Annotated in this window: 15 protein-coding genes; 8 read left to right on the forward strand and 7 right to left on the reverse strand. The window is 42.2% G+C overall.

All coding sequences use genetic code 11. The features are described 5' to 3' along the window. Positions 1-318: 318 nt before the first annotated feature. The 3 genes from prmA to QVD32_RS10660 form a co-directional block, all read right to left on the reverse strand. Complete coding sequence (prmA, locus tag QVD32_RS10650) at positions 319-1,164, reverse strand: 50S ribosomal protein L11 methyltransferase (RefSeq protein ID WP_021891175.1); 846 nt, start codon at positions 1,162-1,164, stop codon at positions 319-321. Between the two features lie 19 nt (positions 1,165-1,183). Next, complete coding sequence (locus QVD32_RS10655) at positions 1,184-1,939, reverse strand: tetratricopeptide repeat protein (protein WP_021891174.1); 756 nt, start codon at positions 1,937-1,939, stop codon at positions 1,184-1,186. Positions 1,940-2,166: 227 nt separating this feature from the next. Beyond that, positions 2,167-4,392: a tetratricopeptide repeat protein gene (locus QVD32_RS10660; protein ID WP_021891173.1), complete on the reverse strand. Its 2,226-nt coding sequence runs from the start codon at positions 4,390-4,392 to the stop codon at positions 2,167-2,169. 254 nt (positions 4,393-4,646) lie between these two features. Here QVD32_RS10660 and QVD32_RS10665 point away from each other — a divergent pair, with 254 nt between their 5' ends. Further along, entirely contained in the window at positions 4,647-5,147 is a 501-nt protein-coding gene (locus tag QVD32_RS10665; RefSeq protein WP_021891172.1) for a DUF4293 domain-containing protein, read from the forward strand. A 78-nt stretch (positions 5,148-5,225) separates the two neighbouring features. On the opposite strand, the gene uvrA is transcribed toward QVD32_RS10665, so the two are convergent. Further along, positions 5,226-8,036 carry an excinuclease ABC subunit UvrA gene (gene uvrA, locus QVD32_RS10670; protein WP_021891171.1) on the reverse strand — a complete coding sequence of 937 codons (2,811 nt, stop codon included), beginning with the start codon at positions 8,034-8,036 and terminating at the stop codon, positions 5,226-5,228. Between the two features lie 280 nt (positions 8,037-8,316). Between uvrA and QVD32_RS10675 the strand changes: the two genes are divergently transcribed. The 4 genes from QVD32_RS10675 to QVD32_RS10690 all read left to right on the forward strand — a co-directional run bounded on the left by QVD32_RS10675 (position 8,317) and on the right by QVD32_RS10690 (position 10,523). Then, positions 8,317-8,520, forward strand: a complete 204-nt coding sequence (locus QVD32_RS10675; protein ID WP_008861887.1) for a YtxH domain-containing protein — start codon at positions 8,317-8,319, stop codon at positions 8,518-8,520. A gap of 93 nt (positions 8,521-8,613) precedes the next feature. After that, positions 8,614-8,973: a phage holin family protein gene (locus QVD32_RS10680; protein ID WP_008861886.1), complete on the forward strand. Its 360-nt coding sequence runs from the start codon at positions 8,614-8,616 to the stop codon at positions 8,971-8,973. Between the two features lies 1 nt (position 8,974). Continuing rightward, complete coding sequence (locus QVD32_RS10685) at positions 8,975-9,238, forward strand: hypothetical protein (protein ID WP_021891170.1); 264 nt, start codon at positions 8,975-8,977, stop codon at positions 9,236-9,238. 175 nt (positions 9,239-9,413) lie between these two features. Next, positions 9,414-10,523: a TlpA disulfide reductase family protein gene (locus QVD32_RS10690; protein ID WP_118687223.1), complete on the forward strand. Its 1,110-nt coding sequence runs from the start codon at positions 9,414-9,416 to the stop codon at positions 10,521-10,523. Between the two features lie 38 nt (positions 10,524-10,561). On the opposite strand, the gene QVD32_RS10695 is transcribed toward QVD32_RS10690, so the two are convergent. Continuing rightward, positions 10,562-11,320 carry an EFR1 family ferrodoxin gene (locus tag QVD32_RS10695; protein ID WP_021891169.1) on the reverse strand — a complete coding sequence of 253 codons (759 nt, stop codon included), beginning with the start codon at positions 11,318-11,320 and terminating at the stop codon, positions 10,562-10,564. Between the two features lie 208 nt (positions 11,321-11,528). Here QVD32_RS10695 and QVD32_RS10700 point away from each other — a divergent pair, with 208 nt between their 5' ends. Beyond that, positions 11,529-11,981, forward strand: coding sequence for a hypothetical protein (locus QVD32_RS10700; protein ID WP_021891168.1), 453 nt, complete (start codon positions 11,529-11,531; stop codon positions 11,979-11,981). Between the two features lie 29 nt (positions 11,982-12,010). Then, on the forward strand, positions 12,011-14,236 hold the full coding sequence (locus QVD32_RS10705) for a S8/S53 family peptidase (RefSeq protein WP_021891167.1): 2,226 nt from the start codon (positions 12,011-12,013) through the stop codon (positions 14,234-14,236). 71 nt (positions 14,237-14,307) lie between these two features. Here QVD32_RS10705 and QVD32_RS10710 read toward each other — a convergent pair whose 3' ends face one another. Both QVD32_RS10710 and QVD32_RS10715 read right to left on the reverse strand, forming a co-directional pair. Then, positions 14,308-14,802: a GNAT family N-acetyltransferase gene (locus tag QVD32_RS10710; RefSeq protein ID WP_021891166.1), complete on the reverse strand. Its 495-nt coding sequence runs from the start codon at positions 14,800-14,802 to the stop codon at positions 14,308-14,310. A gap of 35 nt (positions 14,803-14,837) precedes the next feature. Next, positions 14,838-16,667, reverse strand: coding sequence for an LTA synthase family protein (locus QVD32_RS10715; protein WP_021891165.1), 1,830 nt, complete (start codon positions 16,665-16,667; stop codon positions 14,838-14,840). 171 nt (positions 16,668-16,838) lie between these two features. Here QVD32_RS10715 and QVD32_RS10720 point away from each other — a divergent pair, with 171 nt between their 5' ends. Next, positions 16,839-18,920, forward strand: coding sequence for a M3 family metallopeptidase (locus tag QVD32_RS10720; protein ID WP_021891164.1), 2,082 nt, complete (start codon positions 16,839-16,841; stop codon positions 18,918-18,920). Positions 18,921-18,968 lie beyond the last annotated feature (48 nt).

The raw sequence follows: 18,968 nt of genomic DNA on the forward strand, positions 1-18,968 counted from the left end.
AGAGCGGCATTTCTTGTTTCAGAATAAGAATGGCTTTGTACACCTCTCCCCTGCCATGTCCCGTAGCATTACGGGGTATCGCAACTTAAAATCGAAACAAGGCAAAAGAGAAATACTCCTCAACCTCTCCCCCTGTGTCACATAGGGGGAGTGCCCAAAGTGCGAGGAGGTTAAAACAAAATTGCAGGACCTTCGATAAGCAGAGCAGATTGGGGAGAACCCGAAGAAACGGTAGTCTCTGAGAAGAGGAGTTAGATTGTACAAAAGTACAATCCCCACTAACTATCCTGAGCCCACGAATAACTTGTCTTATCTATTTCAATCGCTCATACATTCGACCGCTACCCATCTGTTTTTCTCGGCGTAACCGACGAAACGCAATCCGAGGTGTTCGGCCTCCGCTCGAATAAAAGGAATATCTTCCACGTAAAAACCACTCATGAAAATACGTGAGCCACGTTTCATACAGGCCACATAAGCATGCATATCGGCCAGCAATATATTCCGATTGATATTGGCAAAAATAACATCGAACGACTCCTGCTTCAAGGCTTCGATTCCTCCCAAACGGACTTCAACTCCCGATACATGATTCAAACGGATATTTTCAATGGCATTCTCGACGGCAAATTCATCAATGTCAACAGCGACGACGGAAGCTGCCCCCTTCATACGAGCCAAAATACCCAATACAGCCGTACCACACCCCATATCGAGCACCGAGCGACCTGTAAGATCCGATGCCAATATCGCCTGCAACATGAGAGTGGTAGTTTCGTGATGGCCCGTCCCAAAAGCCATCTTAGGGTCTATCAGCACATCGTAACGAGCTTGCGGAACATCGGTATGAAATGTACTATGTATCACGCACTCTTCACCCACGACAATAGGTTTGAAATAATTTTTCTCCCATTCTTCGTTCCAATCCCTCCCGGCAACGAATGTCGCTTCATACGCCACAGATACCCCTCCGATGGGATATTGCGACAACTCTTCTTTAAGTCGTATCTCGTCATACTTTCCCTGAGGGACAAAAGCAGTAACCCCTCGTTCGTCGGGGACAAAACTTTCATAACCGATTTCAGCCAAAACCGCAGCCAAAACATCTGTCGCCATCTCGCTACACGGCTCTACATCGAACCGTACCTGCATATAGTCATTCATAATTGCACTTCTTTTCAAATTATTGTTTTTGTTGCATTGCTTTCAGAGCCCGAGGATAACTCGTATTTTTTACAAATCCATACTCAGGATATTTCTCCATAATCGTCTTGTACATCGCTAACGCCTGCTCATAACGTTCGGATTTCTCATAAACCACCCCGATGGTCACCAACAATTGTACATAAAGCCAATGATGCCCGTTGGTCAAAATATCCTTTTCCATACCCCGGCGAGCTCGTTGATAGCACTCCAAACCTTCCTCTTTATCCCCGCCGAATATTCCCGGCATATAGAACAAAATATTCCCGTACAGAATAGAAACCCAACTATCCCCGGGGGCCAGTTTATAAGCCTCCCGAGCCGACGACAACATACCCGATGCCAACGTAGCTGCACGCATGGGAGAAAGGGCTATTTTCAAACCTATCAAATTGGCATGCAACGCTTTAAACCGAGCATCGTTCGGATACATTTTTCGATAATTCTCAGAAAGCGCCAAAGCGGTTTTCAAATAAGTCTGCGCCTCGTCTTTCTTCTTTTTATCGACCAAATGTCCTACAAGGCCATAATAACCGCACAAAATTTCATGGCGACCCTCCAATGTCCCGCACGACTTATCAGCACTCATTTTTGACAAGACAGCACCCCACTGGGGTATTTTCTGTTGAATGAACAAATCATACAAATTCTCCCGATACTCCGAAAGAGTCTCACCGCATACGGAATTTATCGAAAACACACCCACAAGAAACAGTACACAAACTATACGTCTCATAAATATTACCTTACTTTTTCAGATGACAAAGATAGTGAAAGGTGAGAGCAGAGACAAACGGAAATCACATTTCCAATTTGGCTATGCCGAGCCGCATCCTATCTTCGTATTTACAAAGATAACGAAAGGCGAGTGCAGAGACAAATGGAAATTCCACTTCCGTTTTGACTATGTCGAACAACGCCCTATCCTCATATCTATATACAGAATCGCCTCCTTGTCAAAGGTTATAAAGAATCTGTAATGCCATACATAAGTTGATCCAACAAAATAGGCATATCGCTCGCAGCGATTCCCGAGGAGATCAAATCGGGAGCATCCTGCTTGAAATTAGAAAGAAACTTAGCAGAATCACCGTTGTCCAGCTCTATACTGCGCCGATAATAATCGATAGCCTTTCTGATATGTCCCAAAGAAAACTCCACATGCCCGGCATTGAAATAATCGAGAGAAACCGGTTTATCGTCCAATATCTTCTCATAATACCGCTGCGCCTGTTCTTTTTTACCGACTAAGAAAGAACACCATGCGATAGGACGCCACGCTTTTCCACCTTCGGGATCGAGATAATCCACCTTGAAGTAATATTTAAGCGCCTCTTCATAATCTTTCTGTTCGACATAACAATGCCCTATATTCATCTGTACCGATAAATTTTCGGGCTGTATCTTTTCGGCACGATGATAATACGAAAGAGCCATCTCGGGCTTTTTCATATTTCTGTAACATGTAGCTATGCGTCTAATCGTCCAGAAATTGTCGGGCGAAATAATTTCTGCTTTGAGGAAAGCCTCCAAAGCGTTGGCATAGTCTCCTTTCTTCTGGTAACAAAAACCTATCTTCTGATAAATTTCACTATCCGAATGATATGCCGCCGAAAGCCTTTCGAACAATTCGAGAGCCTCGGCATAATATCCCCGCCGGAAATAATATTCCCCTATGAGGCGCAAACTGTCCGAATCGCTCAATAACGGATTCAAAACAGATACATGCAATAAATTGATATGCCCGGCAAAAGGATCCGTAAACTCGGTTCGACGTATATACAGCTTGAAGAAACGGTACAAATCTTGAATATAACGATTGGATATATTTTCCCGACTTATTTCTTTCTTCATCAATTCCTCTTTTTCCATCTCTTGAACCGCCGCATTCTCGGCACTGAATTGCCCCATCATCAAATCCCTTTGCGACTCGGGAACCTGAGCCAAACTCAAACAAAAAGAATATTTATCCGAATTACACAATAGAGCCGATGCCGAAATCATCTTCTTAAACGTATCTCCACCCTTACCGGACAATACCCCCGACAACGCTGTATGATCGGGATTAAACGGCAAAAACCAATTTTGAATCGACTGGAAAAAAGGGAAACTCTTCAAATGAGAAAACGTACTCATGAAAACATCGGCTCCCTCCATCTGCAAATCGGTCAACTCCTTTAACTTATCGGTAATTCCCGATTTGTCGAGCATCTCCTGCCACTCCGGATTTTCTTCCAGCGCATTGATATCGTTCATCAAGTCTTCTTGACGTATTTTCTTATAAAGCGATGGCCCCAGTTTCATCATTTCGGGAAGCAGCTCTTCATTCATTTTTCTGGTAATTTTTTCAGTCTCTTGACTTTTGATGAACTGCAAGAAAATATTACGAACATCGGTCTTGAATCTCGGTTCTTCACACAATGCATCGAGGCGATTCCGCAAACTCTTCAAAAGAGGCAATCTCTCCCGATAAATATACATGACGATGAGGGCACAACAAAGCGAACGCATCTGTATCTCGGGCGAAGAATGGCGATAACCGTCCAACAGAATGAGCAACTTTTGCTCGTCGAACCGGTGCAATAAGTTCAACAACACAGCCGAAAGAAGAAGCGAAACGAAAGTATCGGGAAAACGATCGGTGAAAAGAGCCTCTCTTAACGACCGGTAATCTTCCTCTGCCGCCGGATAATTGGTCCATATATCCATAAAAAGATTTCCCGCCGTGTCCTCGATACGGTGTTTCAATGATTGAATTTTAGAAAAATCTTGCTCTTGTTCGCCAAGCAACAAAGCCAAAGAAAGATCGTTGATTTCATTATCGCACACATCGAATTGAGACGATAAGGAAATACCCGTTCGGCTGGCCGACGCATATCTCTTCCACCCATAGTATTGAGAAGGAGAAACCTGCCCGGCCAATCGATCCGAAACCCGATCGGTCAACACATAAGCAGACAAAACCAAATGATCGTAAATACTCTTCCGTTCGGGATCCTCGACACCGTCCAACATATATTGTATCATATATCTATACGACGTCTCCATCTCGTTCAACTTGTCCCGGCTTACCCAATCTTGCAACTCGTTTACCAATAAAGCAAGTTTACCGAAAGCGTCTTTCAATCGTCTCTCGGCAAGCAAGCCGTATATATCGTACTGCAATTTCGTTATCTCTGTCGTAATCATCTTTATAAATATAAAATCGAAGTAAATTTAATAGCTTTCCCTTATATAACAAACTTAATTTACAAATAGTGTGCCGGAAAAAGGTTATTTAATTTTTCCCATTCGCCCTACCCTCCTTTCCACAGCTATTTCTCAAATCCACATTTGGGTGTTTACCGACAATTTTCTATCTTTGCAAAACGGAGCGCACAAATAAGCTGCAACCCGCTCCGTTTATTTACGTACCTATTTCACCATTGAAGAAAACTTATATTATGATACAACGAATACAATCGATCTATTTATTACTGACGACGGCTTTAATGGCTGTATTTTTATTTCTTCCGATAGCTCAATTCGATACGACCGATGGCATTTACAGTTTCACGGCACAAGGTATCTCTACCGTAGAAGCTATGACAACTCCTGTACAGGATAGTGCCGCAGCAGTCACACAAACTTCTGTATTTACCCCCACATGGGGAGTATTCGTATTAGGAACCGTAATAGCCGTATTATCGTTTATCACGATTTTCCTATATAAGAACAGACCTACACAAGCGCGTATCTGCATGATCGACGCATTCTTTCTGGTGACTTTCTATATCGTCATCTTTTTGAGCGGTTATACATTCCGCGAAGATCTTTCGGCTTCAAACATATCGTGGACAGCTTATATCGTAATGCCTTTCATCGCCCTCATTCTCGACATTTTAGCCTATAAGGCCATTAATAAAGACGAGCGTTTGGTTCGAAGCCTCGACCGCATACGCTAAACTTTAAGAAGCTGTTTTAAATTTATTCCGAGACAGGGGCGCAATCTGACCGGAACATACCTGCTTGCAATGGTAATATTATTTCTCAATAAATTTAAAACAGCTTCTTAGTTTCTCTTTCAAAAACATTCCCGTATAGGAAGCAGAGCACTCGGCGATCTCCTCGGGAGTGCCGGTACAAACCACGTATCCACCCTCTTTACCACCTTCCGGTCCCATATCGATAACGTGGTCGGCACATTTTATAATGTCCATATTGTGTTCGATGATAACAACGGTATGACCTCGTTCGATAAGCTGGTTAAACGATTTCAAAAGCGTGTTTATATCATGAAAATGTAAACCTGTCGTAGGTTCGTCAAAAATAAAAAGAGTCGATTCCTGTTTCTCGTTACTCAGGAAAAAGGCTAATTTCACACGCTGATTTTCTCCGCCCGAAAGCGTTGAAGAAGACTGTCCTAATTTTATATATCCCAGTCCTACGTCTTGCAACGGCTTCAACCGCTTTATGATACGCTTCTCCTGACTTCCGTTCACCTCCGAAAAAAACTCTATGGCCTGATTGATAGTCATATCAAGCACATCGCTGATGTTCTTGCCCCTATACTCGATATCGAGTACATCTTGCTTATACCTTTTTCCGTGGCACGACTCGCATTCGAGGACAATATCGGCCATGAACTGCATTTCCACAGTAATGGTTCCCTCTCCTTTACACTCCTCGCAGCGTCCGCCCTCGGAGTTAAAAGAGAAATACGAGGGAGAAAATCCCATCTGCTTGGCTCCTTGTTGCTCGGCAAACAGTTTCCGTATCTCGTCAAACGCTTTCAAATACGTAGCAGGATTGGAACGAGTCGATTTACCGATAGGATTCTGATCCACGAATTCGACAGAATGAATTCGATCCATATCGCCCGAAAGACGAGAATACGTTCCGGGCATTTCTCCGCCCTCTCCATAATGCCGAAGAAGAGCCCGATAAAAAACATCTCTGACTAACGACGATTTACCCGAACCACTGACACCCGAAACAACGGTCATAACATGAAGGGGAAACTTCACATCGATCGATTTCAGATTGTTCTGAGCAGCCCCTTCTACTTCGATATATTGATTCCATTTCCGGCGATTTGCAGGCAACTCTATTTTACTCTCACCCGTCAAATAACGCATGGTATAGCTACGAGTCGCTTTGGGTAATCGAGACAAGCCTCCTTGATAAACGACTTCACCACCCAAACGACCGGCCAACGGACCTATATCGATAATATAATCGGCCGCCCGTATAATATCTTCGTCATGTTCGACAACGACAACGGTATTGCCCAACTCCTGCAACTGCCTCAAAACTTTTATCAATAAACCTGTGTCCCGGGAATGAAGCCCTATACTCGGTTCATCGAGAATATATAAAGAACCGACCAAACTGCTGCCCAAAGAAGTGGCTAAATTGATACGTTGGCTTTCTCCGCCCGAGAGAGTAGAAGACAACCTGTTCAAAGTCAGGTAACTCAACCCTACCTCTTGCAGAAAACAAATACGATTCCTAATCTCGGTCAACAATCGTTTCGCAATCAAAGCATCATGTTCGTCGAGTTCGAGACGGTCGAAAAACTCTTTCAACTCGCTAATCGGTAAATTCACAAGCTCTGAGATTGAACGCCCTCCCACCTTCACATATTCAGCCTCAGGTTTCAATCGGCTGCCTTTGCACACAGGACAGATGGTCTTTCCCCGGTATCGGGCGAGCATTACACGATATTGTATTTTATACTGATTGGCTTCAAGCATAGCGAAAAATCCGTCTATTCCCTCGAAATCGCCGGCTCCATGCCATAATATATCTTTCTCCCGGTCGGTCAATTTGAAATAAGGACGATGTATGGGAAAGTGCAAAGAGTCTGCTTGGCGTATCAAATCGTTTTTCCATTCACTCATTTTCTCCCCACGCCAACACATCACAGCATCGTCATAAACCGACAAAGTTTTATTCGGAACAACCAAATCCTCGTCTATACCGATAACCTTCCCAAATCCCTCACAAGTGGGACATGCACCCACCGGATTATTAAAGTTAAACATCAACTCGCTCGGCTCGTTGAATGTGATACCGTCTGCCTCGAACCTTTTCGAAAAACTAAACTCCCGTATTTCTTCGCCGTCATAAACCAGAACGATACACTCTCCCCCACCTTCAAAAAAGGCAGTCTCGACGGAATCGGACAATCGACTGATTGTATCGGTCTCATGCGAAACGCTCATTCGGTCTATTACCAAACGAACAGTGTTGGACTCCGGTAATTCCCCATCGGTCAACAAATCTTCTATGGCTTGGAAACGCCCGTTCACTTCTACCCTCGGGAAACCTTCCTTTTGCAAAATTTGTAAGTGAGTTTTCAAGTCTCGCCCCTCCGGTATAACCAAATTCGTAAGCAAAGCGAAACGAGTTCCATCGGGAAAACCTAAGGCACAATGCACGACATCGTCTACCTGATGCTTCTTAACCAACTCCCCAGACACAGGAGAATAAGTTTTCCCGATGCGAGCATACAGCAACCTCATATAATCATATATCTCGGTCGAAGTTCCCACCGTCGATCGAGGATTCCTTGTATTTACTTTCTGTTCTATGGCTATGGCAGGCGGAATGCCTTTGATATAGTCACATTCGGGTTTACTCATACGCCCCAAAAATTGCCTTGCATAAGCCGACAAACTTTCTACATAACGACGTTGTCCCTCGGCATATAAAGTATCGAAAGCCAACGATGATTTTCCCGACCCAGATAATCCCGTAATAACGATAAAACGATCTCTGGGAATTTCTACATCGATATTTTTGAGATTATTGACTCGCGCCCCTTTAATAAAGATAGAATGTTCAGACATAATTCTAGGAATCTTATAATACCTTTTCTTTTAAACTTTACAAAGATAGCGAAAGGTAAGTGCTGAGACAAACGGAAATTTTATTTCCGATTTGACTATGCCGAACCGCATCCCATCTTCGTATCTACAAAGATAGCGACTTTAACGATACATAATTCAACCCCTATTTATCCTTTATAGTTTTTTGTCAACCGATTAAGCCGAAAATCTTTTTCAAGCAGACTAACAAAATCCCGATTATTTTGTTATCTTTGTATAACCACATTAAAATGTAAAAATTATGAAAGGTCTAAATTTATTGTTTGCATTTCTCGGCGGAGCCGCCGTGGGTGCTGCCGCCGGAATTCTGTTTGCTCCCGAAAAAGGGGTCGATACCAGAGCGCGCATTTGTAAATTACTTCACGACAAAGGAATCCAATTAAAAAAAGAAGATATGGAACACTTGGTCGACCAAATTGCCGAAGAGGTAAAGGGCGGGAAGTAACTCCTCTAAAATGAAGATGAGGATATCAAAGCGTACCGGTTCGTACCTTTGATACTCTCATCTATATTTTTCTCTCCTCTAAAAAACACAGTTATGTTCGATACTCAAAACAACGCTTTCCGAAAACTATTTGAAGAAGGAAAGAAATATATCAATTTACAAATTGACTATGCCAAACTGACAGCTACTGAAAAAATTTCGGTTATACTGGGCATGTCGGTTCTCTTCGCTGTCATCTTGGTGCTCTCTGTTGGAGCCGGCATATATCTTTCCTTTGCACTGGTCTATCTTTTAGAGCCTCTTGTAGGAATCGTAGGAAGCTATGCGATCGTCGGTGCTGTGTTCCTGTTACTCATAGCGATTGTTATCCTATTCAAGAAAAAACTCATATTGGTTCCTATCACTCGTTTTATCTCCAAAGTGTTACTGGATAATGAAAAAACTCCTCTATAAAATGAACGAAAACCATACAAATCAACAAGGGCTGACCCTCGAAGAAATAGCGGTTCATAAACAAGCTCTAAAAATAGCCATCGCCGAACAGCAAAAAAACGTCAATGAAGCCTACCGACAAGTAGTAGCACCGTTCTCAGAGGCGAAATCGGTTTCAGGATATATCGGAGGCCGTTTATTAAATAGCTTCACAATGATCGAAAGTGCTATATGGGGATTCAGACTAATATCACGAATTTTTCGCATATTCCGAAAATTTCGGTAAAGCTCCGTCCACTCTTCATCATCGAAAATCTTTTCTGTACGCTCTATCACACAAAAGCTGCCCAACATCAACAACCGCTCTCATCAACCACATATCCAATTGTTAATCCTCTGTTTCGGTTAAACTATGTTGAAAATCTTCTGTTTATACCATAAACGGCAAATTCGGAATAACTATGAAAAAAAGACAATTGATATGGATCGGTTTGATAGGAGTGATTATGGCAAGCTGCGGCGGAAAATATAAAATCACCGGAAAAACCAATCTTATACCTGATGGAGAAACCATCTTACTGCAAAAACAAAACAACGAACAATTCGAAATAGTCGATAGTGCTACTGTCACTAACGGTTCATTCTCATTCAAAGGAGAACAAAAAAGTCCGACGATAGCAATATTGGTACATTTGAACGACAAACAATCACAAATTCCACCTCAACTGATAGCGTTGGAAAAGGGAGATATTTATGTTACGCTCGATTCTGTCTCTCATATATCCGGGACGCCGTTGAACGACAGATTGCAGATGTATGAGACAAAACGCCGCTCCTACGATACCCGCATACGAAACATTACGAACCGATATCTGAAAGATTATTTATCGGGACAATTATCCGACAGTACTTTTGTAATATTGAAAAAGGCTTTCGATAAAGAACAAAAAGGTCTTGAAACACTCACTCGAAACTATATTCTGGCAAATACCGACAACGTAACTTCTATCTATCTGTTTCTACAAAACAGCTTTTTATTCTCCCCCGAAGAACAGCGAGAGCTAATCGCCCATGCAGCTCCTTCTTTTAAAAAAAATCCGGCGGTAAAAAAAGTTTCCCACATGTTGGATCGACTGAAAAACGTAGAACCCGGTATGCCGTATATCGACTTACCTTTACAGACAATCGAAGGGAAAGAGACTTCTTTATCGACATATATCGACAAAGGGAAATATATTCTCCTCGACTTTTGGGCATCATGGTGTCCCCCTTGTCGAAGACAAACTCCTTATTTAAAACAATTATTCGAACGATATGACAAACGGCAATTCTCCATTGTAGGTATCTCATTCGATACAAACCGGGAAGAATGGAAAGAATATATACAGAAAAACCAAATAAAATGGACACAACTCATAGATCAAAAAGGTTGGGAATCCACCACTATACTTACGTATGCCATACAAGGAATTCCTCACCTCATATTACTCGGACCCGACGGTAAAATCATTTCCAATAATCCTTCGGAAAAACAACTGAGTAACATTCTATCGAACCAACTAAAACAATAAAAATTTCACAACAGAGAATACTATATCGAAATCGATTTTCACATCTTTACCCCCGGATGGACGAACTGACCATGTTTGATTGTCTTTTTCCCATACTGAATAGCAAATACCGGACAACGATGCAAACACCCCAAACACTGCAAACATTGCTCCTTTATCCAAATCGGACGATTATCTCGCATTTCTATTGCACCCATCGGACACTTCTTGGCACACGCCCCACATCCGATACATCGACCTAATGCCACGAAAGGGGCAGTCGATTTCTTTCGATTGCAATAAGTATAGGGAAAAGCGAGCCAGTGAGGAATCTTCCTATTATCAAAATCACCCCGAACTCTGTTGACAACCTTTTCTATAACACGATCTATACACACCTCCGCATCTTTCATAACCTTCTCACATTTCTCTTCATCAGACAAATCAAACATCAATGTATAGGTGTCTACCATTTTGACGATATATCTACCGTCCAAATTTAATCCCTTCTTTCTCAATGCCTTTTCCATCATATAATGGGACTGTCCCGTTATAGTTCCAAAAGTTACGACATGATAGACGAAATGTTGCCCTCGAACACATAAATCTAAGTTACGGATAAATTCCGAGACAATAGACGGCAATCCAAAAAAATAAACAGGAGTCACAAAACCGACCCTCTCTCCGGGCAACAGCTCCCAAGTATATTTATGATTTTTCAGACATTCTGTTATTGAAACAAGAGTTTCACCCGTAACTTCTGCCAACCTCTGTGCAATGTATTGGCTATTACCCGTTGCCGAAAAATAGAAAATCATAATTTTTTTCAGCAAAGATAAAGAGAGGAAAATACTGGACAAAATTTATTTCGGTTGTCAAACCGAATCCTATCTTGAAAGATTGTCAGAAATAATCCAAACGAGATTACAAATAGAAGAAAAAACTATATATTAAAATACCATCTCAAAATATAATATTAAAGAAATAAATAATTATATTTGTTTCTTTAAATATTCTTTTTCTATTATGATGTGGAAATATATATACGCAGCCTTTTTAATGATAGCCTTTACAGCATGTCATACAAATAAAACTCTGGAAAAATCCGACAAGCCAGCCAGCACGGCTAACTATACCTTGCCGGAACATTTGTCCGTCTCCGCTTCTTTTCGCATGTTTTGGGATGCGTGGAACGCCGATCTCCGACAATCCGGCAATAATTTAGAAAAATATGTCCCGTCCGAATTGTTGATAAAAAGATTTTCATTGCACAATCAAAATGGGAATTATCTGTTGACAGGCTACTTACACACGGTTGCCGATTTCAAGGAAGAGAATCTCCTCCATATCGGGGGACATTGTATAAAATATAGCGACTCGATATATAGTTTTGCTATACCATTAAAAATATTACCACAATTCATTACTTTACCGGGAATTACATATATCGAATGTTCCTCTCCGGTACGCAACCGTTAGTTATCAAAGACCATTTAATAATTAAATCGATGAAAAAATTATTACTATCACTTTGCTTAATGGCGACACTCGGCTCATTTCTGTTAAACGCAGAAGAAAAAATGTCTCCATCGACACAAAATTTTTTGAGAAGTTACGAATCTACCTCTACTATCAGCCAACAGGCAAAACTCAAATCGACATACGCAATCAACCAAAACAACGGTGAAATGGCTGTTTCGGCATTTCTCTACCTGGTAGATGAAAATAATCTCGATGGACTCGAAGAAAATCAAGTCATCATCAATGCCCAATACGGGACTATACTTTCCACCAATATCCCGGCAGATAATTTGATTTCCGTGTCGCAACTACCATCGGTAAAGTACATCGAAATAGGACGTCCGGTTCACCAACGAATGAACAACGTTCGTTCCGAACAATTTAGCAATGTAAACAAAATACACGAAGGGACAGGGCTCACCCAAGCCTATACCGGCAAAGATGTTATAGTCGGCATCATCGACGGCGGATTCCAATATAACCATATCAATTTTTACGATACAGAAGGTAAAAATCTGCGTATCAAAAGAGTATGGAATCAAAACCAGTCGGGAACGCCACCCACCGGCTATTATTATGGAACAGAATATACGAATGCCGAGGAAATCATCGCGGCAAAACAGGATTATGCAGCTAGCCATGCTACCCACGTCACGGGAATTGCAGCCGGAGCATATAAAGGAAACGAATACTATGGAATCGCTCCTGATGCAGATTTGGTTCTCGTCAGCTATAACATATCCGACAATAGTAGTAGCAATACAAGCATCACAGACGGTATTAAATATATCTACGACTATGCCGAATCCGTCGGTAAACCCTGTGTCATCAATATGAGCCTCGGGTATCATATCGGTCCGCACGATGGCACTTCCACATTCGACCGTATTTGCGACGAATTGCAAGGAGAAGGCCGACTTTTGGTCGGAGCTTCGGGAAATGAAGCTGAATACAATATACATGCGACAAAAACCTTGAAAAAAGGAGATACCAACATGAAATCGTTAGTCGAATTTGTCTCCAATTGGTATCTCTACGGTTCAATGACAAGTACCGTCGATATCTGGGGAGATGCAGAAAAACAACTATCGGCAAGAGTATTTGTATATGACATTCTAAATAAAAAGGAAGTTTATTCATCAGAATCTTTTTCGACAACCGCAAGTGCCAGTAAAAAAATATCCAATCCGACAGGAGCTGACGGAAATATTTACATATCCACTGCAACCAATCCCTACAATAAAAAAGGGAATATAACTATCGATTTGAATTTATCTTCATTCGACAATAGAAACTATTATATAGGATTCGAAATTTCTGGCCCCGAAGAAACCACAATCAATGCATGGACCGATGCTTACATGTCTTGGCTCTCCAACTTTGGCAATAATGAATTTACGAACGGAGACAATAATTCTACTATGGGTGAAATCGGAGGAACCGGAAAACGAATCATTACTGTCGGAGCTTACACCAGCTGTAATTACATAGATCACAAAAACAGCTCTATGTGGAATAACTCCGGTCAAACCCTTAATCAGTTAGTCTCCTTTTCAAGTTTAGGGCCTACCGCCGACGGTCGTATGAAACCCGATATTACCGCCCCCGGCTCTATGTTAATATCTTCGTTCAATAGTTCCACAAGTAGCAATCGTAACGGCGAAGATTATAACTATGTCGTCAAACAAGAAAATGTAAATACCGTAAACTATTACTACGGTTCGATGGAAGGAACCTCCATGGCCACCCCCGTAGTCACCGGTATTCTGGCTACATGGTTGCAAGCCAATCCGAAGCTCACACCGGAACAAGTCCGTGAAATTCTATCTAATACCGCAACAACCGACAGCTATACCGGAAACATTGCCGGTGTAGGAAATAACCGATGGGGATATGGGAAAATCAATGCATACGATGGCTTGGTATACTGCCTAAACCACTCTGGTATAGAACAGATAGGAACTCCAACCCGGCCGATGGTATACCCCAATCCAGCCACAGACATTTGCTATTTCCTTCTACAAAACGACGATAAAAACGTAAATGTCTCGATTTATACCCTCAATGGAACAGAAATATACTCACGATACATGGGCAATATAAATGCAGGAGAACAAAATCAATTAGATTTGAGCGATCTCGCTGCGGGAATTTACTTTATTCATATCACAGGCGATAAAACCAATATGACGACAAAACTAACGGTTAAGTAAAAATTGTCCTCCACAAAAAGAAAGGGGCGGGAATGTCATTTCCCGCCCCTTTCTTTAATATAAATTCTAATTTAAACCTCTTTTTGAAAAGCAATCCTCTCGTCCCCGTTTGCCAAATAAATAATTCCACAACGGCGAAACCCATGCCGAAGCAATAATTCTTGCATCACCCTATTATCCCGATGAGTATCGATACGAATATTATCGACGTATCGAGAACACCATTCCAAGCAAGCGGAAAAGACCCCTCCCACTTTTCCCGAAGATGCAATCCGATGTATCACACCATAAGGCTTCTCATTCAACCACCCTCCGTCATAAATCACGTTATACGTCGGCTCGGGAGAAAACCCGTAACGAAAGCAGAAAGTGCCCACCACTTCTTTTTGGTCATCTACACAAACAAAGCTGCTATTTGACGAAATATCGGCTTCGAGAACCTCTTCCGAAGGATATCCGCCCGTCCATTGATGCAAGTTTCCGTTCAACCGCATAAACTGTCTGGCCTGCTCGAATATAAACATCACACGGTCCATATCCTCAGGCAATGTATTTCTTATTTCCATCTTCTAAAAAAATACAATTAACCCACTCTATATTTTTACCGACGAGCTAAATCGTCATATAATTTTTGAAGATATGCCTTTCCCTTGTTCAAGTGAATGGCATTACTATCGTTCTGCCCGATCAGAATCGATTGAGACGCACAATCATATACTGCCGCTCCATCTTTATCGACAAATCCGAACCCATCGGGAAAAGCATAAAAAACGAAATGCTCTTTGGTCGAATCCGTAAGATTTTTACTGAACGTAAAATCATCATAAGGAATATGCAACTGAGCTAATAAAGTTGCTGCCAAATCCATTTGCGACAAATATTCATCGACAACCAAAGGGCGCTTTACGGCTCCTCCGGCCCAAACCATAGGTATATGATGACGGACAATATCGTGGTTCTCCACATTTTGGGGATAACGCTTGGCATGGTCGGCGACAAAGACGATAAGCGTATTGTCCCAAACAGGGAGCCTCTTCAATTTCTCTACAAAGTCTCCTACACAGCTATCGGTATAAGCTATCGAGTTCAAATACTTATCCTCCAACCGGTTCATAGGAACATCGAACGGTTCATGACTGCTCAGCGTTAAAAACATTTTCATAAAAGGCTCCCGAGATTGCTCTTTTATCAATGAATAAAACTTTTCGAACGTTACATCGTCTGGAACTCCCCACTTACTCAATCTCTGAGACAAAGGGAAATCACGGTCGCACACGATATTGTCCATACCCATAGAAATAAAATAGGAACGCATATTCGTGAAATCGGCATCGCCCCCATAAAGAAACTGCGTGTCATAACCGGCCTTACGTAAAGATTTCGATATACCCGGAAGCGATTGTGACTTGGCGGGATACTTCATAATCGATGCGGTGGGTTGTGCCGGGTAGCCGCTAAGGATAGAAGTTAACCCTCGATCGGTTCTGAAACTATTGGCATAAAAATTAGTAAACAAAATTCCTTCCGAAGCTATTTTTTCAAGATTGGGCATCACTCCGGGAATCCCACCTAAACTCTCCATAGCTACTCCCGAAAAACTTTCAAGAACGATCAACAACACATTCGGGCGAGCTTTCACCCATTGCAAGCTGTCGGCAGGATATACCGAAGGCCCCCCGCCACGTAAAGGTTCAAAAATAACATCGGCCTTTTCCGGTTCGAAAAAACGATACTGAGATGAAAAGTCTTCCGATTTGGACAATGACGACATCAAACTGAATACCGGATTGATAGCGGCGTGATTAAGCGCCATACGATCACTGAAATAAACCTTGCCCACATTCATGGTCGACACCGTAAACCCGCCTCGAATGGGAATAAAAAGAGAAGCGACAAGCAACAATAAACAAGCAAAGGACAAAATCGATTTCTTAGGTCTTTGCCAAGAACCCGTTTTTCCTGATAATCTCCACATGGGCCACAACAACAGAGCGGCATAAACAAATATAAGAAAGACAATCAGTACAGTTTCCCATGCCGGAATACTGGCGACAGCATCGGCCGGGGACGTGAGATAAAAAAGAGGCGTGGCATCTATCCTAAATCCCCAATAGCTATACAGCACGGCATCGCCCAACGTTATGGCAGCCACCACGAACGAAACAATAGCAAAATAAACACGATACACCGGAATCCACCATTTCTTCTGTAAATACACCGTTGCCACGACAAACAATGCAGGTATGGCCGTAAGATAAGCCGCCATAGAAAAATCCAATGGCCGCCCGTTCCACATCACAGAAAACCACTCCATTAACGGAATCTTACCGTAAATATCCCAATGAAACAACATGAATAGAGGTTTCTGCAAAACAAACATAACGAAAAACCAAAAATACACGGCTATCAGAAAGAGGATACGTTTCTTCATATTTCTGTCATTTTACGGAGTGTAAAAGTAATATAAAAAAGAACGGCAAACTCGAAATACATGTACGAATTACTTTGTTTAATATTTATTAAGTGTCGAAGATTAGTTAGAATAATTATAAATCGTGACCTTTGTTTATAAATAGAAATTACATTACATAATACAGTAGAAATGAAAAAAATTTTATTATCTGCCTTAACTGTTTTTACAATCATGGCACAAGCTGCTAATCCTTTTTTCGGGACTTATAAAACGCCCCACCAAACTGTACCGTTCGACAAAATAAAATTGTCGCATTACGAACCGGCTTTTAAAAAAGCCATAGAAGAAAATCAGAAAGAAATCGACGCGATTGTCAATCAACGTTCGATGCCCACATTCGAAAACACCATCGAAGCGCTCGATCGAAGCGGTCAAATGCTAAACCGGGTCGCTAGTGCATTTTTCGCTTTACTGAGCGCCGAAAGCAACGACGAAATGATGGAAATCTCCCAACGAGTACAACCCATGCTTTCGGAGCACAGTAACAACATCAGCTTGAACGAAAAACTTTTCGACCGCATCAAGTTCGTTTATGACCGTCGTGACCAGCTCGATCTCACGCCCGAGCAAAAAACACTCCTCAAAGAGACCTACGAGTCTTTCGCTCTAAGCGGAGCCGAATTGAAAGGTGAAGACCGGGAACAATACAGAAAATTATCCTCGGAACTAAGCCAACTCACACTCACATTCGGACAAAATGTTTTGAAAGAAACCAATCTTTTCAGCATGATGCTCTCCGAGAACGATTTGGAAGGACTCCCCCAAAGCGCGCGAGATGCCGCTGCGGCACTGGCAAAGAGCAAAGGGAAAGAAGGATTTATGGTCAATCTCTCCTATCCCAGTTACAGCGCTTTCATGAAATATTCTTCTCGCAGAGATTTAAGAGAAAAACTGTATCGCGCATACAATTCACGTAATCTGTCGGGCGAATACAACAACATTCCCGTCTTAAAACGTATCGCCGAAGTGCGACTCGAAATGGCAAAACTTTTCGACAAGCCCAACTATGCAGAGTATAAACTCCAACGCACTATGGCCGGTAACAGTGCCAACGTCTACAACTTGCTGAATCAACTGCTCGATGCCTACAAACCGGCAGCCCTGCAAGACGTTAAAGAAGTCGAAGGTTTCGCCATCGGAAAAGAAGGGAAAGACATAACCCTAATGCCGTGGGATTTCAGTTACTATTCCGAACAACTTAAACACATCAAATACGACCTCAACGATGAAATGCTACGCCCCTACTTCGAAGTAAACAATACGATAAAAGGAGTATTCGGGTTAGCCACTCGCCTATACGGATTACACTTTACAAAAAATCCTAAAATCCCGGTATATCACCCCGAAGTCGAAGCATTCGAAGTAACCGACAATGACGGGAATTACGTGGGAGTTATATATACCGACTTTTTCCCCCGCGACGGGAAACGAGCCGGAGCTTGGATGACAGAGTTCAAAGGACAATGGAAAGAAGAAAACGGAAAAGACAGTCGTCCGCATGTAACGATTGTCATGAACTTCTCTCGCCCTACGTCGGATACTCCCGCCCTATTAACTTACGACGAAGTAGAAACATTCCTACATGAATTTGGACATGCTCTGCACGGATTACTTTCCGACGTCACTTACGCTTCGCTTTCCGGGACAAACGTATATCGCGATTTCGTGGAACTTCCTTCACAATTCAATGAGAACTATCTTTCCGAAAAAGAATTTCTCGACAGCTTTGCAGTCCACTACAAAACCGGTGAAAAAATTCCGGTCGAATTGGTGGAAAAAATTAAAAAGTCCAGTCAATACCTTGCTGCCTATTCTTGCGTACGTCAATTGACTTTCGGGAACCTCGATATGGCATATCATACAATCACTGCCCCGGTAGACGACGCTATCGCTTTTGAAAAAGCCGCTATCGATAAAACATTAGTATTACCCGATGTAGAAGGTACACTCATTGCACCTCAATTCAGTCACATCTTTTCGGGTGGTTATGCCGCAGGATACTACGGCTATAAATGGGCCGAAGTTCTTGATGCCGATGCATTCTCCGTATTCAAGGCTAACGGCATTTTCGACCCGGTTACAGCCACATCATTCCGCGACAATATCTTGAAGCGGGGCGGTACGGAAAATCCCATGATTCTATACAAACGCTTCAAAGGAAGCGAACCCACGATAGATGCATTAATGCGGCGTGACGGAATCATTAAGTAAAGCCAACGAGCAGATCGTTCACAAAAAAAGGAGCTCTGTACAGAGCTC

It is taken from the genome of Barnesiella sp., assembly GCF_022723415.1.
GTDB classification, from domain to species: Bacteria; Bacteroidota; Bacteroidia; order Bacteroidales; family Barnesiellaceae; genus Barnesiella; species Barnesiella intestinihominis.